Below are 15,999 nucleotides of genomic sequence, written 5' to 3' on the forward strand. Positions count from 1 at the left end.
CAGCCGGTTCAGCCCTTGCCGGCCGCGGAGGCCAGGTCGCGAATGGTGGCGTTGGCGATCGTCAGCTTGGCGAAGGTCCAGCCTGCGCCCGACTGTTCGATCTCGTCCACCGAGGCGCGAACCCCCTCGACCACCGCCAGTTTCGAGCCGATCCAGGCGTCGACGGCCCCTTCGGCGGCGTCTTCGCTGATCCCCACCGAAGCGTCCGACGCCCGCGCCACGGCGCGCGTCAGCGTCGCCTGTTCGGTCATCAGATCCTCGATCAGGCGGCGAACGGCCAGGCGATCGAAATGATCGACCGACGGGATCGAGCCGGCGGCCGCGCGCAGCCGGTCGAAATCGAAGGCGGCGCCCACCTGGTGGTAGAGCCGGGCCATGGCGGCGACCGGCCAGCCCGTCTCCTGAGCGATGTCGCCGATGTCGGCGGCGGCGACCAAGGGCCGCATCACGCCGATCCGCCGGGTCAGATCCTCCGGCGCCCCGTGGTCGGCGAAGGTCTTGACCCGTTCGTCCAATCGTCCCTGTTCGAAACGGGACAGGACCGGCGCGCCCTCGGCCTGGAGCGCGTCGGCGACGGGGCGATAGCGGTCGATCAGCGCCTGGACCGAAGCGCCGTTCTTGGCGCGGCGCGCCAGCCAGAAGGTCTGGCGGCGCAGGACCACGGCGATCTCACGATAGAGGGCCGTCTGCGCCTCGGCGGAAATCTTGAGATCCAGGTTCGAGACGGCGTCCCAGGCCTCATCCAGCCGGAAGATGCGCCGCGCCGCCTCGAAGGCGATGATCAGGGCGGTGGTGTCGCATTCCGCCGAGCCGCGCAGGCGGTCCGGGAAGGTCGGGCCGCACATATTGACCACTTCGTTCGACAGGACCGTGGCGATGATCTCGCGCCGCAGACGGTGGCTCTTCATCTGCGGTTCGAACCGGGCCAGGGCGTCGGGGAAGTAGCGCACCAGAATCTGCTCGAAGAAGGGATCCTCGGGCGCCTGGGACGCCACGATCTCTTCGGACAGTTCCAGCTTGGCGTAGGCGGTCAGGACCGCCAGCTCGGGCCGCGCCAGAGGAATCCCCGAGGCCATCATCTCCTTGATGCGGGCGTCGGAGGGCAGGCCCTCGACCTTGCGGTCCAGCTTGCCGCGCGCCGACAGGCTCTGCATGAACCGCTGCTGGGCGTCCAGGGCGCCGGCCCCTTCCGCCTGTTGCAGGGTCAGGGCCAGGGTCTGGTCGTAGTTGTGGGCCAGAACCTTGCGCCCGACCTCTTCGGTCATGGAGGCGAGCAGCGGGGTCCGCTCCTCGGCCGGAAGGACGCCGTTGGTCACGGCCGAGCCGACCAGGATCTTGATGTTGACCTCATGGTCCGAGGTGTCCACGCCCGCCGAATTGTCGATGGCGTCGGTGTTGATGCGCCCGCCGTTCTGACCGAAGACGATCCGCCCGGCCTGGGTGAAGCCCAGATTGGCCCCCTCGCCCACCACCTTGACCCTGAGTTCGTCGGCGTTGATCCGCAGGGCGTCGGTGCCCTTGTCCCCCACCTGGGCGTCGGTCTCGGCGGCGGACTTCACATAGGTGCCGATCCCGCCCAGATACAGCAGCTCGGCCGGCGCCTTCAGTATGGCGCGGATCAAGCTGACCGGGTCCAGCGCGTCCTCGGCGATGTCCAGAACCGCCTTGATCTCAGGCGTCAGCTGGATCGACTTGGCCGAGCGGGAGAAGACGCCGCCGCCGGCCGAGATCAGGCCCTTGTCATAGTCCTGCCAGGACGAGCGCGGCAGGTCGAACAGGCGTTTGCGCTCCGCCCAGCTGACTTCGGGGTTCGGATCCGGGTCGATGAAGATGTCGCGATGGTCGAAGGCGGCGACCAGCTTGGTCGCCTTCGACAGCAGGGCCCCGTTGCCGAAGACGTCGCCGGACATGTCGCCGACGCCGACCATTGTGAAAGGCTCGGTCTGGATGTCCTTGCCCAGTTCGCGGAAGTGGCGCTTCACCGCCTCCCAGGCGCCGCGGGCGGTGATGCCCATGGCCTTGTGGTCATAGCCGATCGAACCGCCGCTGGCGAAGGCGTCGCCCAGCCAGAAGCCGTAGGACGCCGAGACGCCGTTGGCGATGTCCGAGAAGGTCGCCGTGCCCTTGTCGGCCGCGACGACCAGATAGGGATCGTCCTGCTCCCAGGCGACCACATGGGCCGGACGGGTCACCGCGCCGTCGGCGGCGATGTTGTCGGTGATGTCCAGAAGGCCCGACAGGAAGGTGCGATAGGCGCGGATGGCCTCGCCCTGAACAGCCTCTCGGTCGGTCGTGCGGGGCAGTTGCTTCGGATAGAAGCCGCCCTTGGAGCCGACCGGCACGATGACGGCGTTCTTGACCTGCTGCGCCTTGACCAGGCCCAGGACCTCGGTGCGGAAGTCGTCGCGACGGTCCGACCAGCGCAGGCCCCCGCGCGCGACCGGGCCGAAGCGCAGGTGCACGCCCTCGACGTGCGGCGCCCAGACGAAGATTTCGCGATAGGGCTTGGGCAGGGGCAGGTCTTCCAGCTCGCTGGAGGCGATCTTGATCGAGATGTGCCGCTTGGGCAGGCCGTCAGCGTCCTGCTGGAAGTAGTTGGTGCGCTTGATCGCGCCGATCAGGGCGGCGATGCGACGCAGGGCGCGGTCGTGGTCCAGGCTCTTCACCGCCTGAAGAAGGGCGGTGATCTGGGCCGCCAAGGCGTCGACGGTCTCCTGGCGCGTCTCCACGGCGGCGCCGTTCGGCTCGAACTTGGCCTTGAACAGGGCCAGCAGGGCGCGCGACACCTCGGGATATTCGCGCAGGGCCTCTTCCTGCACGGCCTGGGACGGGTCCAGACCCGTCTGCTGACGATAACGGGCCAGGGTGCGGATCAGGGCGGCCTCGCGCCACTCCATCCCCAGTTCGATCACCAGTCGGTTGAAGCCGTCGCTCTCGGTCAGGCCGCTCCAGACGGCGGCGAAGGCGCGCTCGAACGGCCCCTTGACGTCCGCAAAGACCAGATCCTCGCCGCGCGGATCCTCCATCAGGAATTCATGGACGTGAATCTCTTCCTCGCCCATCGGCCGGATGGAATAGCCGTATTCCTCCAGCGTCTTCAGGCCCATGTCCGTCATGATCGGCAGGACGTCGGACAAGGGGACGGAGGGGCCGCGACGATAAAGCTTGAAACGGAACTGAAGCGGACTGTCGTCGAGATTGCGGAAGGCCCGGACCGCCACGGGCTCGCCGGCGCCGACCTGGCCGGTGGCGTTCAGCCGATCCATCTCACGCAGATCGACCGCCGCCTCATCGGCGTCATAGCGGTCGCGATAGGCGGCCCCGAAGGCGCGAGCCCAGCGTGCGCTGAGCGGGCCGACCTCGACATCAGCCACCTCGGCCCGCCGCAGGGCGGCTTCGAACCGTTCGATCCAGCTGCGACCGGCCTCGGCCACATCCTGTTCCAGCTGGGCCGCGTCGGGAACCGGATGTTCGCCGGGCGTCACGCCGATGATGAAATGGACCCGAACCAGGGGCGCGTCCGAAAGCTGAGGATACCAGGCGGAGACGCGCCCGCCCCAGGCGCGGGCGACGATCTGGCCGATCCGCTCGCGCACGGAGGCGTCGAACTTCTCGCGCGGAATGAAACACAGGACCGAGACGAAGCGGTCGAACGGATCCTGGCGCGTGAACAGGCGGATGCGCGGCCGGTCGTATAGGTGCAGAATGCCCAGGGCGATGGACAGCAGCTCGTCCTCGCTGATCTGGAACAGCTCATCGCGCGGATAGTTGTCGAGGATGTTCTTCAGCCGCTTTTCATTGTGGCTGCCCGGCGCCTTGTCGGCGCGCGACAGGACGTTGGCCACCTTGCGGCGGATCAGCGGGGTCTCGGTCGCCAGACGGTCATAGGCCTCGGAGGTGAACAGGCCCACGAACCGGGTTTCGCCGGTCGCCTTGCCGTCCGGCCCGTACCGCTTGACCCCGACATAATCCATATAGGCCCGGCGGTGGACCCGCGAACGGGCGTTGGCCTTGGCCACGGTGACGGGGTCGCTGAAGTCCAGCTGGCGGCGCATCTGGCGCGTCAGGACGGCCGGTTCGGAGGCGCGGCGCAGAACGGTGCGTTCCGGATCGGCCAGAATGCCCAGGCCGGCGCCCGACTGGCTCAGGGGGGCCTCGGCCTCATAGTCGCCGTCGGCCCCGCGCGGATAGTCGTAGTCGCGTGCGCCCAGGAAGACGAAATGGTCGCTCTTCAGCCATTTCAGGAAGGCGATGTTTTCTTCCAGTATGGCCGGATCGACCGCGGGCGGAGTGGTTTCCAACCTCTGCACGGCCTGGCGCATCAGGGCGGCCATCGCCTCGTGGTCCTCGACCGCGGCGTGGACGTCGCTCAGGCTCTGGGCCAGGCCCTCGCCCAGGGCGTCGCGGCGTTCCTGGGGCACGGGGTCGATGACCAGGATGATGACCGACAGTCGGCGTCCGTCCAGCGCGACGACGGGGTGGAAGAGGGCGCGCACGGAGACCCCGGCCTCGGCCAGGACGCCCATGACGCTGTCCACCAGGAAGGGGGCGTCGTTCTGGACGATGCGGACCAGGTCGTAGTCCAGGGCCTGGCCGTCGGCGCCCGACAACGGCCCCACGGTGATCAGCGGCGGGGAGCCGGCCGGATAGTCGCCGGCGGCGCGCCAGGAGGCGGCGAGCAGGGCGGCCAGATCCTCTCCGTCCAGCTCCGGCGTTTCGTCGGCGGCGTAGTCCTCGTGCGCCTGAGCCAGGAAGGAGCGCTCCGCCTCGCCGGGGCTGGTTCCCAGAATCCGCGCGAATGAAGCTTCCAGCAGGGCCGGGGTGATCGGCTGAACCTTTGCAGAGCGCGGATCGAGGGCGGTCATGGACTTCCAGTCTCGGGCGACGCGGCCGGGGCCGCTGGGGGCTGGCGCGACGCAGCGCCACACCGCTGACTAGGCCAGGACTGATCGCTCGGGAAGCCCCTGAGGGGCGAAGATTCTCATGAACAGCGTTCAGGTTGGAACGGTTGTGCGGCGCCGCAAACGAGAAGGCCGCCGAGTGGGGGAACTCGGCGGCCTGCGCGGACCGACGCATGGGGAGGGGAGGGGCGTCGGCCTCGCTCGGCCGCGGTCGGAGGGGGGATGGCCGCGGCGTTGACGATCAGATGGGCTGTCCGGGGCGGGTTTCAAGAGGCCGGCGTCACAGGTTTCTCTGCGGCCTGACGCCGCACGGCGGCCTCAGGCTTCGTCAGCGTCGTCCTTGGAGAATGAGCCCCGCCTGTGATGCGCCGTCTTGTGTTCGTCCGCATAGGGCTCGCCGTCGCCCGACAGCAGGACGGCCATCCAGCGCGAACCCTTGAACTCGGCCAGGATCGCCATGGCCATCACGGCCAGCGGGGTCGACAGGAACATGCCGACCACGCCCCACAGCTTGCCCCAGAAGGCCAGGGCCAGCAGGACCACCACCGGGTCGATGTTCTGGTTGTCGCCCTGCATGCGCGGCTGGACCAGATTGCCCACGATGAACAGAATGGTCTGAAGCCCCACCAGCAGGATCAGCGCCGGCCAATAGCTGGGGAACTGCACCAGGGCGAACAGGGGCGGGGCCAGACCCGCCACAGCCCCGCCCAGAACCGGGATGAAGCCGACGATGAAGATGACGAAGGTCCAGAACTCCGCGTTCTGAAGCCCGACGGCCCGCATCAATATCCAGGCGGCGGCGCAGATCAGGGCCCCGGTCACGGTCTGGACCCACAGATAGCCCTCGACCCCGCCGCGGACGCGGTTGAACACGGCGATCGCTTCGTCGCGCTGATGCCGGTGGGGGAACATGGCGATGATCTTGCGCCGGAAGCCGATCTGCGAGGCCAGAAGAAAACCGAGATAGACCAGGACGAAGAAGGCGCCCGAGGCGATGCCCTGCACCTGAAAGGCCACGGAGGTCAGATAGCCGCGCAGATCGACGCCGTTGATCAGGTCCTGGGCCGTGGGCGGATTGTTCAGCCGGATCAGGGCGTAGACGTCGCGGATGATCTGGTCGATGCGCGGCCCGATGTTCTGCGACACGCCCGACGCCTCGCCGAAGAAGCCGGCGGCGCCGTTCACGATGATGGCGATGGAGGCGAAGAAGGCCAGGACCACCAGCAGCAGGGCCGCTGTCCCCGCCCAGCGGTCGTTCAAAGGAGTGCGCGCCGCCACGGACCGCTTGACCCCGTCTATCATGATCAACAGGAAAACGGCCATGGCCAGGGGCGTCAGTATGTCGCGCAGCCAGTAGAGGGCCGCACCGGCCGCGACGGTGGCGATCAAGACCAGGGCGTTTCGCGAGACGGCCGAAGACTGCATGGTGATGGGGCTCTTCATGGCCACCCTTGTCGGTGGGGCGAAGAACGCCGTCAACCGGCCTTGAAGGCGGCGGTTCCGACCCGCCCGCGACTGCGCTAGACCTTCGTCCCGCTTCTGGAGACCTTTCGATGTCCGACACCCCCGCCGGTCTTTTCCTTGGCCAGTCCGACGAAGGCCAGGACCAGGCCCTTCTGTTCCATCGGGCGAACCGCCACGGCGTGGTCGCCGGGGCGACGGGAACCGGCAAGACGGTGACGCTGCAGATCCTGGCCCAGGGCTTTTCGGACGCGGGCGTCCCGGTCTTCTGCGCCGATGTGAAGGGCGACCTGTCGGGGATTTCCCAGGTCGGGACGCCGAACGAAAAGCTGCTGGCCCGCGCCGCCGACATGGGCCTGGCCCTGACCCCGTCCGCGGCGCCCACGGTGTTCTGGGATCTTTATGGTCAAAAGGGCCATCCGATCCGCACGACGGTCTCCGAGATCGGCCCGGTGCTTATGGCGCGGATGCTGGACCTGAACGAGGTCCAGGAGGGCGTGCTGACGGTGGTCTTCCACGTCGCCGATCAGGAGGGGCTGCTCCTGTTGGACATCGACGATCTGCGCAGCCTTCTGGCCTATGTCGGGGAGAACGCCGAGCGGATCGGACGCGAGGTCGGCCATGTCGCCCCAGCCTCGATCGCCGCCGTTCAACGGGCGATTCTTCAGCTGGAACAGCAGGGGGGCGCGGCCTTCTTCGGCGAGCCGGCCTTGAAGCTGGAGGACGTCATCCGCGTCGGCCTGGACGGCCGGGGCCAGGTCAATGTGCTGGATTCCACCCGGCTGATGAACAGTCCGCGTCTGTATGCGGCCTTCCTGCTGTGGCTGCTGTCGGAACTGTTCGAACAGCTGCCGGAGGTCGGGGATCCGGAGAAGCCGCGTCTGGTCTTCTTCTTCGATGAGGCCCACCTGTTGTTCAACGACGCGCCGCGCGCCCTGCTGGAGAAGGTCGAACAGGTGGTGCGGCTGATCCGGTCCAAGGGGGTCGGCGTCTATTTCGTCACCCAGAATCCGGCCGATATTCCCGACAGCGTCCTGGCGCAGCTGGGCAATCGCATCCAGCACGCCCTGCGCGCCTATACGCCGTCCGAACAGAAGGGGCTGAAGGCTGCGGCCCAGAGTTTCCGCCCCAACCCCGCCTTCGACACGGCCGAAGCCATCCAGGCCCTGGGGGTCGGCGAGGCCCTGGTGTCGGTTCTGGACGACAAGGGCGCGCCCACGGTCGTGGCCCGCACAAGGATCCGGCCGCCCGCCTCGCGGCTGGGGCCGGCGACCGAGGCCGAACGCGCCGCCGTAATCGCCGCCAGCCCGGTCCAGGGCCGGTATGAGCCGGTCCTGGACCGCGAATCCGCTGAAGAAGTCCTCGCCGCCCGCCACGCCGCCGCCGAACGGGAGGCCGAGGTCCAGGCGGATCTCAAGGCCCAAGGCCGGGTCAAGCCGGGCGCGCAGACCGCCCAGGACCATGACGGGGACGATGTCCGACCGGCGCCGGCGCGGCGCAAGCGAACATCCAATCGGCAGACCCCGATGGAGGCCCTGACCAAGTCCGTGCTGCGCACGGCCGGATCGACCCTGACCCGCGAACTGCTGCGCGGCGTTCTGGGAAGCCTGCGTCGGCGTTAGCGTTTAAGACTTGCAAGCCGTCGGCGTCGTGCGCATCTCCGGCCCATGTTCATCCAGACCGAGCCCACGCCCAATCCCAATGCGTTGAAGTTCCTGCCCGGCCGGGAGGTCTCGCCGTCGGCCACGCTGGAATACCGGACGATCGACGAGGCGACCGCCTCGCCGCTCGCCGAAGCCCTGTTCGAGCTGGAGGGGGTGGAGGCCGTCCTGTTCGGCGCCGATCATGTTTCCGTCGTCCGCAGCGTTTCCGGGCCGGACTGGTCGGAGATGAAGGCGCCGATCCTGGGCGTCATCATGGACCATTTCGTCTCGGGCGCGCCCCTGACGCGCGGCCAGGCCGCCGATGTCGATCAGCACGCCGAGGCCGACAGCGAGATCGTCGCCGAGATCAAGGCCCTGCTGGACAGCCGCATCCGCCCGGCGGTGGCCCAGGACGGCGGCGACATCCTGTTCGATTCCTTCGACGAGGCCACCGGCGTCCTGTCCTTGCGGATGCGCGGCGCCTGTTCGGGTTGTCCGTCGTCCTCCGCCACCCTGAAGGCGGGGGTCGAACAGATGATGCGCCACTATGTGCCTGAGGTGACGCGGGTCGAGCAGACGATCTAGGGCGATCCCGCTTTAAATTATCGCCAGACGTGCAAGGAGGCGCCATCTTTAACTTCTGATGGCGCGCTTCGTCCCTGATCCTCATGTTCTCCGTCTCGGCGAGGCCCTCGCCGCCCTGCGTCGCCAACGCGGCCTGTCCCAGGCCGAGGCCGGCGCTCGACTGGAGATGACCAGCCAGGGTTGGGGCCTGTACGAGGCCGGTCGTCGGCCGGGCCTGTTTCGGCCTGATGTCCAGCGGCGTTTGACCGGCGCCCTGGATTCCACGCCCGAGGCCCTGGCTCTGCTGGCGGCCGGAGGCCCGGACGCGGCGGCGACCGGTCCGGCGGCCGGTCTCGAAGCGCGGGGTCGCGCCTTCTCCGGCGCGTCCATCCCTCAGACCCATCGCCTTGAAGTGACTGACGACGCCCTGTCGCCCTGGGCCGACCGCGGCGTCGTTCTGGACTATCGTCCGGGTCAGCCGCGATCGGGGCAGGGCTGCGTAATCCTGACGACCGACGGTCAGCGGCTGGCGCGCATTTTTGATCGCTCGGCCGCCGACGGCCTGCACGTGCGGGGCGTCGGCGGTCTGGAAGGGAAGGAAGTCATAGATCACAGCCGGGTGGCGCAGCTCTGCTTGGTCACGGCGCGCCACGAGCAATGAAACGAAAAGGTTGCATACCCGGACAGGTTGCGCCATCTTCGAGCCATGAACAGCCGCCCCGCCGCTCCCCGTCGGAACGCCCGCTCAGTCGAGGCTGTGGACCTGCATGTGGGCGCGCGGATCGCCGCTCGGCGTCAGGCCCTGGGCCTGTCTCAGACGGCGCTGGGGGAGATGGTGGGGGTCAGCTGCCAGCAGGTGCAGAAGTACGAAGGCGGGCAGAACCGGATATCGGCCGCCCGGCTGCACAATCTGGCGATCGCCCTGTCCATGCCGATCAGCGCCTTTTTTCCGGCGCGGGCGGAGGCCGGCGAGCCGACCGACCTCTCGATCATGCGGACCCTGGCCGCCACGCCGGAAGGCCTGGCCATGGCCGCCGGCTTCGCCGCCACTGAGGACCGTTCCGTAAGACAGGCCCTGACGCAGCTGGTCGAGGTTCTGTCGCGCGCGGCCTAGGAGACGCGGCCTGACGCGCGGTCTTACGCGCGGCCTGGGCGGCGGCCGAGGGCGGGTTGAGGCCGCAAAGCGATTTCCCATCGGCCTGTCAGCCTCTAGAAGGCCGGCATGAGACTCTTGGTCATTGATACGGCGCTGGGCGCCTGTACGGCGGCGGTTTTTGAGGACGACCGGCCCCTGTCGGTGCGGTTCGAACCGATGGCCAAGGGCCACCAGGAAAGGCTGGGCGGTCTGGTGCGCGACGTCATGACCGAGGCGGGGGGCGGTTTCGATCGTCTTGATCGGATCGGCGTCACGGTCGGGCCGGGCTCCTTCACCGGTTTGAGAGTGGGCCTGGCCTTCGCCCAGGGTCTGGGCGCCGCCCTGGGGCGGCCGGTCGTGGGGGTGTCCACGCTGGACGCCCTGGCTGATCCCCTGGCGACGGCGGGCGTCCCGGTCGCGGCCCTGATCGACGCCCGGCGGGGTCAGGTCTACGCCAAATTCTTCTCGGACGGCCGGACCCTCGGCCCGGAAGAGGCCCTGCCCCTGGAGGCGGCCGCAGACCGCATCGCCGCTCTGGGGACGAAGGTTCAGGCGGTCGGCAGCGGGGCCGGTCTTCTGAACGAAGCCTATCCTGAGCTGAGCCTGGCCTCGGCCGATCCGGTGGTCGCCCCCGCGCCGACGGCCTTGGCGCGGCTGACCCGGTCGGCCGATCCCGCCGCCCATCCGCCCCGGCCCCTGTATCTGCGCGCGCCCGATGCGGCGCCGCCCACCCGTCTGCCGGGACAGCCCCGCCAGACCGCGCCATGATCCGTCCCGATCCCGCCGCCTTGGCCGCCGTGCATGCGCGAGCCTTTCCGGCGCCCTGGAGCCGGGACGAGTTCGCCGCCCTCCTGGCCCAGCCCGGCGTCTTGGCGGTGGTCGAACCGGACGGCTTCATCCTGATCCGGATCGTGCTGGATGAGGCCGAGATCCTGACCCTGGCGGTGCGGCCCGAGGCGCGGCGGGCCGGCCTAGGCGGGAGACTGGTCGGTCAGGCGGCCGTCGCCGCCGCCCAGGCCGGGGCCGTGCGCCTGTTTCTGGAGGTGGCCGAGGACAATGCGGCCGCCCGCGCCCTTTACGACCGCGCCGGCTTCCGCCCGATCGGGCGACGCAAGGCCTATTATGCGCGGCCCGACGGCGGTCGAACCGACGCCCTGGTGCTGGGACGCGATCTTGCGATGAATCCGGACACGGCGCCGCTTCCCTGAAGCGGCCTGAGCCCCTATTCTAGGCCTATGGACCGGATTGAAAAACTCTGCGCCGACCGCGGCATGCGTATGACCGAACAGCGCCGGGTGATCGCCCGGGTGCTCTCCTCGGCGGAAGACCACCCCGATGTGGAGGAGCTGTACCGCCGCGCCTCCTCGATCGACCCGCATATTTCGATCGCCACCGTCTATCGCACCGTGCGCCTGTTCGAAGAGGCGGGCGTGGTCGAGAAGCACGACTTCGGCGACGGCCGCAGCCGCTATGAAGAGGCCGGCGACGACCATCACGATCACTTGATCGACACCAAGACCGGCGAGGTGATCGAATTCTTCGACGCCGAGATCGAAAAGCTGAAGTCCGAGATCGCCGAACGGCTGGGGTTCGAACTGATCGGCCACAAGCTGGAGCTTTACGGCGTCCCGATCGACGGCGCCGAACCGTCCAAGCGTGAAGGGCTCATCTTCAAACGCCATGCCGCGCGCGTGGCGCCCGAAGACGTGGATGCGGGCTGAAACCCGGTCTTGTCCTCGCCGGTGCGGGCGATCATAAGCCCGACATGACCGAGACCCTGGTTCCCAAAGCCGAGGCCGCGCAGAACACGCCCTCCAAGCGGCTGTTCATCAAGACCTACGGCTGTCAGATGAACGTCTATGACAGCGAGCGCATGGCCGATGTGCTGCGACCGCTGGGCTATGCCGTGACGGAGGAGGTCGAGGCGGCCGACTTCGTCATCCTGAACACCTGCCACATCCGCGAGAAGGCGGCCGAGAAGATCTATTCCGAGCTCGGCAAGATCCGCGAACTGCGCGACCTCAAGCGCCAGACGGGCGGCGACATGACCATCGCCGTCGCCGGCTGCGTCGCCCAGGCCGAGGGCGAGGAGATCATCAAACGCCAGCCGGCGGTCGACATCGTCGTCGGCCCCCAGGCCTATCATCAGCTGCCCGAGCTTCTGACCCGCACGGCGCGGGCCCGGGGCGAACGGATCGGCGCCGACTTCGCGCCTGACGACAAGTTCGACGCCCTGCCTGCCGCCCGTTTCACCGAGGGGCCGACCGCCTTCCTGACGGTGCAGGAAGGCTGCGACAAGTTCTGCACCTTCTGCGTGGTGCCCTATACGCGGGGCGCAGAATGGTCGCGGCCCCTGGCCTCGGTGCTGGAAGAGGCGCGACAGCTGGCCGGTCGCGGCGTGCGCGAGGTCACCCTGCTGGGCCAGAACGTCAACGCCTATGACGGCGAACGGCCGGACGGGCGCAAGTCCAGCCTGGCCGAACTGGCCTACGCCCTGGCGGAGATCCCCGGACTGGACCGGATCCGCTATACGACCAGCCACCCCAACGACATGTCGGACGCGCTGATCGCCGCCCACGGCGACTTGGACGCCCTGATGCCCTATCTGCACCTGCCGGTTCAGGCGGGCTCGGACCGCATCCTGCGGCTGATGAACCGCAAGCACGGCCGCCAGACCTACCTCGATCTGATCGCCCGCATCCGCGAAGCCCGGCCGGACATGGCCCTCTCGGGCGACTTCATCGTCGGCTTCCCCGGAGAGACGGATCGCGAGTTCGAGGAGACGCTCGATCTGGTGCGCCAGGTCCGATACGCCTCGGCCTTCGCCTTCATGTATTCGCCTCGTCCCGGCACCCCAGCCGCCGGCATGGGCCGTCAGATCGAGCCCGAGGTGGCCAAGGAACGGCTGCATCGGCTGATCGAACTGCTGACCGAACAGCAGACGGCCTTCAACCAGGCCCAGGCGGGCCGGACCCTGAATGTCCTGTTCGACCGCAAGGGCCGCCATCCCGATCGCCGCCAGGCCATCGGTCGCTCGCCCTATCTCCAGTCGGTCCATGTCGACGACGCGGATCATCTGATCGGCCAGATCGTTCCGGTCGAAATCATTTCCGGCCAGCAGAACAGTCTGACGGGCCGGCTTGTCGCCCCAGGGGCGGCGGAAAAGGAAAAGGCGGCCTAGTGGCGAGAGAGTCCGAGTTCGTTCCCCTGAATGACGCCGAACTGAGGGCGGTGATCGGACCCAACAGCCGTCACGTCGCCCTGATCGAGGACGCCTTCAAGGTTCTGGTCGAGGCGCCGGGCGGCGGGGTCTCCGTCAACGGGGGCATGCGCGATCGGGCCGACGCCCGCCGCGTGATCGAGGATCTGGCCAAGCGCGCCGCCTTGGGCGCCGAGGTCACAGAGGCCGACGTACGCGCCGCCCTGGGTCAGGCGCGGGGCGGCAAGGGCGCGCCGGGTCTGGCGGCGGCGGGCGTCTCCCTGCCCGGCGGCAAGCGCGGCGCCATCGTGCCCAAGACCAAGGCCCAGGCCGCCTATGTCGACATGCTGGGCCGGTGCGAGCTCAGCTTCGGGGTCGGCCCGGCCGGCACGGGCAAGACCTTCCTGGCGGCCGCCTACGGCGCCTCCCTGCTGCGGCGCGGCCAGGTGGACCGGCTGGTCATCACCCGCCCGGCGGTCGAGGCGGGCGAGAAGCTGGGCTTTCTGCCCGGCGACCTGAACGAAAAGGTCGATCCCTATCTGGCCCCAATCTGGGAGGCGCTGAACGACATTCTCGGCGCCGAGGACGTGCAGCGCCGTCGCGACAAGGGCGAGATCGAGGCCGCCCCCATCGCCTTCATGCGCGGCCGCACCCTCAGCCACGCCTTCGTCATCGTCGACGAGGCCCAGAACACCTCGCGTCTGCAGATGAAGATGGTCCTGACGCGTCTCGGCGAGGGGGCGCGGATGGTGGTGACGGGCGACCCGTCCCAGATCGACCTGCTGAACCCCCGCGATTCCGGCCTGGCCCATGCCCTGCGGATCCTGGACGGGGTCCAGGGCGTCGGCATCCTGAGGTTCGCGGCCGAGGACGTGGTGCGCCACGCCATGGTCGAGCGGATCGTGCGCGCCTATGACGCCGACGCCGCCCGGTCCCGACCGACCCCGGACCTTGAAGACGCCGAATGATCGACATCGAAATCGAGGCCGAGGCCTGGAGCGCCGCCCTGCCTGACGCGGAAGCCGTGGCGGAACGGGCCGCAGCGGCGGCCCTGGGCGCCGTGGCGGGCGACGTCGTCGTCCTGCTGACCGACGACGAGGCTGTGCGGGCGCTGAACGCCCGATTCCGAGACAAGGACAAGCCGACCAATGTCCTGTCCTTTCCCGCGCCCGAGAACGCCGCGCCCCACCTGGGCGACATCGTCCTGGCCTATGGCGTCTGCGCGACCGAGGCGAACGTTCAGGGCAAGAGCCTGTCGGACCATCTGAGCCATCTGGTCGTCCATGGGGTGCTGCACCTGTTGGGCCGCGATCACGAGGACGAGGCCGAGGCCGAGGCGATGGAGGCCGAGGAGCGCGAGATCCTGGCCGAACTGGGCGTCGCTGACCCCTATGCCGCGGATGTCTCTGTAGAGGGGCAGGACTGACACTATGTTTCCCGACGCCGCGCTCGACCGTTTCGCCGCCCGCGTTCGCGCCCTTCCCGAGAAGCGTCGCGCCTGGACCTGGCGTCTGATCCGCATCGGTCTGGCCTTGTCGGCCGGGGCGGGGACGGCCCTGGCCCATCCGCCGTTCGGGGTGCTGGTCGGCCTCCTGGGCTATCCGCTGCTGATGATCCTGTCGGAACGGTCGGACACCCCGCGCGGCGCCTTCTGGATGGGGTGGCTGGCGGGCTTCGCCTATTTCTTCATCGGCTGCTGGTGGGTGGCGGAGGCCTTCTTCGTCAATCCGGAACAGGCCTGGATGGCGCCCTTCGCCGCCAGCCTGCTGCCGGCGGGCCTGGGGCTCTTCTGGGGCGTCGCCTGCGCCCTCTATCGCCGGTTCGCACCCATAGGCGTCGTTCGGGTTCTGTTGTTCGCCGCCCTGTTCTGCGCCGCCGAATGGCTGCGCGGCCATGTGCTGACCGGCTTTCCCTGGAACCCGGCTGGCGCGACCTGGCGGGCGGGCGGGGGCATGTCCCAGTTCGCCTCGGTGGTCGGGGTCTATGGATTGAGTCTGGTCACGGTTGCGGCGACTGCGGCCCTCGCGCCCCCGATCGGCCCCGGCGCGGCGCGCAGCCGTCTGATTTCGGCCGGACTGGGCGTTCTGGCCTTGGCCGCCATCGGCCTCTTCGGCGCCGTGCGCCTGGCCCAGGCCGAGTTGCGGTTCACCGACACCGTGGTTCGCCTGGTCCAGGCCGACGTCAAACAGGAAACCAAGTGGTCGCCCGAGGCCTATCGCTCCATCGTCGATCGCTACGTCGCCCTGACGAGACAGCCGGCCGCCCGAACGCCCGACGTGGTGGTCTGGCCCGAGGGCGCCCTGCCGGCCTCGGCCAATGACGTCTTCGCCTCGGCGGATGCGGCCGCCATCGCCGGCGCCGTGCGGCCGGGGCAAACCTTGATGATGGGGCTGGCGCGGGGCGAACCTGATCCAACGGCCCCAGAGGGCGCCCGCTATTACAACAGCCTGTTCGCCCTGGTGGACGAAGGCGGGCCGGGCCTGCGGATCGCCGCCGTCTATGACAAGCATCGGCTGGTGCCGTTCGGCGAGTATCTGCCGCTGGGTTCGATCATGACGGCCGTCGGGCTTCGCAGCCTGGTTCACATGCCGAGCGATTTCTCCGCCGGGCCCATTCCTGCGCCCATCCGCGTTCCGGGCGTTCCGCCGGTCCAGCCGCTGATCTGTTATGAAAGCCTTTATCCCGGCTTCACGCCCGGCGCGGACGGGCGTCCCGACTGGATCGTCAACGCCTCGAACGACGCCTGGTTCGGCGCGACCTCCGGGCCGCGCCAGCATTTGAACCTGGCCAGCTATCGCGCCATCGAGACCGGCCTGCCCATCGCGCGAGCCACGCCGACGGGTATCTCGGCCATGATCGATCCCTGGGGCCGGATCGTTCAGAATCAAAGGCTTGATCCCGGCGTCGCCGGGGTGATCGATGCGCCCTTGCCGCGCCCGACGGCGGTGACCCCCTACGGCCGATGGGGCGACGCGTTCTTTTTCGCGGGTCTTCTGGCCGCCCTGGCGATTTCCCTTTTCGCCGGCCGCCGTCCCGGCTTGTGGCCGTTGACCTCTCCCACTAGGCTTCGCCTTAGGGGCTGACAGCGGGACGAGG

13 protein-coding genes are annotated in these 15,999 nt (G+C 68.8%); 11 read left to right on the forward strand and 2 right to left on the reverse strand.

All coding sequences use genetic code 11. From position 1 onward, the window contains the following. Positions 1-8: 8 nt before the first annotated feature. Together GGQ93_RS08590 and GGQ93_RS08595 are read right to left on the reverse strand one after the other, a co-directional pair. Positions 9-4,865 carry an NAD-glutamate dehydrogenase gene (locus tag GGQ93_RS08590; protein ID WP_183216400.1) on the reverse strand — a complete coding sequence of 1,619 codons (4,857 nt, stop codon included), beginning with the start codon at positions 4,863-4,865 and terminating at the stop codon, positions 9-11. Positions 4,866-5,219: 354 nt separating this feature from the next. Next, positions 5,220-6,344, reverse strand: a complete 1,125-nt coding sequence (locus GGQ93_RS08595) for an AI-2E family transporter (RefSeq protein ID WP_054764399.1) — start codon at positions 6,342-6,344, stop codon at positions 5,220-5,222. A 110-nt stretch (positions 6,345-6,454) separates the two neighbouring features. Here GGQ93_RS08595 and GGQ93_RS08600 point away from each other — a divergent pair, with 110 nt between their 5' ends. The 11 genes from GGQ93_RS08600 to lnt all read left to right on the forward strand — a co-directional run bounded on the left by GGQ93_RS08600 (position 6,455) and on the right by lnt (position 15,986). After that, entirely contained in the window at positions 6,455-7,984 is a 1,530-nt protein-coding gene (locus GGQ93_RS08600) for a helicase HerA-like domain-containing protein (protein WP_183216402.1), read from the forward strand. Positions 7,985-8,029: 45 nt separating this feature from the next. After that, complete coding sequence (locus GGQ93_RS08605) at positions 8,030-8,590, forward strand: NifU family protein (RefSeq protein ID WP_183216404.1); 561 nt, start codon at positions 8,030-8,032, stop codon at positions 8,588-8,590. A gap of 58 nt (positions 8,591-8,648) precedes the next feature. Next, positions 8,649-9,230 (forward strand): helix-turn-helix domain-containing protein, encoded by a 582-nt coding sequence (locus GGQ93_RS08610; RefSeq protein WP_183216407.1) that lies wholly within the window; start codon positions 8,649-8,651, stop codon positions 9,228-9,230. Positions 9,231-9,275: 45 nt separating this feature from the next. Beyond that, positions 9,276-9,683, forward strand: coding sequence for a helix-turn-helix domain-containing protein (locus GGQ93_RS08615; RefSeq protein WP_183216409.1), 408 nt, complete (start codon positions 9,276-9,278; stop codon positions 9,681-9,683). 108 nt (positions 9,684-9,791) lie between these two features. Next, positions 9,792-10,472 carry a tRNA (adenosine(37)-N6)-threonylcarbamoyltransferase complex dimerization subunit type 1 TsaB gene (gene tsaB / locus GGQ93_RS08620; RefSeq protein WP_183216411.1) on the forward strand — a complete coding sequence of 227 codons (681 nt, stop codon included), beginning with the start codon at positions 9,792-9,794 and terminating at the stop codon, positions 10,470-10,472. Continuing rightward, complete coding sequence (gene rimI, locus GGQ93_RS08625; protein ID WP_054764393.1) at positions 10,469-10,912, forward strand: ribosomal protein S18-alanine N-acetyltransferase; 444 nt, start codon at positions 10,469-10,471, stop codon at positions 10,910-10,912. Before tsaB ends, rimI begins: the two co-directional genes overlap by 4 nt. Positions 10,913-10,939: 27 nt before the next feature. Then, the gene (locus GGQ93_RS08630; protein ID WP_054764392.1) at positions 10,940-11,425 is read left to right on the forward strand and encodes a Fur family transcriptional regulator; all 486 of its coding nucleotides are present in this window, start codon (positions 10,940-10,942) and stop codon (positions 11,423-11,425) included. A gap of 44 nt (positions 11,426-11,469) precedes the next feature. Beyond that, a complete protein-coding gene (gene miaB / locus GGQ93_RS08635) occupies positions 11,470-12,885 on the forward strand; it encodes a tRNA (N6-isopentenyl adenosine(37)-C2)-methylthiotransferase MiaB (RefSeq protein ID WP_183216413.1) in 1,416 nt (471 codons plus the stop codon). Beyond that, entirely contained in the window at positions 12,885-13,871 is a 987-nt protein-coding gene (locus GGQ93_RS08640; RefSeq protein WP_183216416.1) for a PhoH family protein, read from the forward strand. The genes miaB and GGQ93_RS08640 overlap by 1 nt, the downstream gene beginning before the upstream one ends. Then, positions 13,868-14,329 (forward strand): rRNA maturation RNase YbeY, encoded by a 462-nt coding sequence (ybeY, locus tag GGQ93_RS08645; RefSeq protein ID WP_183216418.1) that lies wholly within the window; start codon positions 13,868-13,870, stop codon positions 14,327-14,329. The genes GGQ93_RS08640 and ybeY overlap by 4 nt, the downstream gene beginning before the upstream one ends. A 4-nt stretch (positions 14,330-14,333) precedes the next feature. Further along, positions 14,334-15,986 carry an apolipoprotein N-acyltransferase gene (gene lnt, locus GGQ93_RS08650; RefSeq protein WP_183216420.1) on the forward strand — a complete coding sequence of 551 codons (1,653 nt, stop codon included), beginning with the start codon at positions 14,334-14,336 and terminating at the stop codon, positions 15,984-15,986. Positions 15,987-15,999: the final 13 nt, after the last annotated feature.

Source organism: Brevundimonas aurantiaca, from assembly GCF_014199955.1.
In the GTDB taxonomy this organism is placed as follows: Bacteria; Pseudomonadota; Alphaproteobacteria; order Caulobacterales; family Caulobacteraceae; genus Brevundimonas; species Brevundimonas aurantiaca.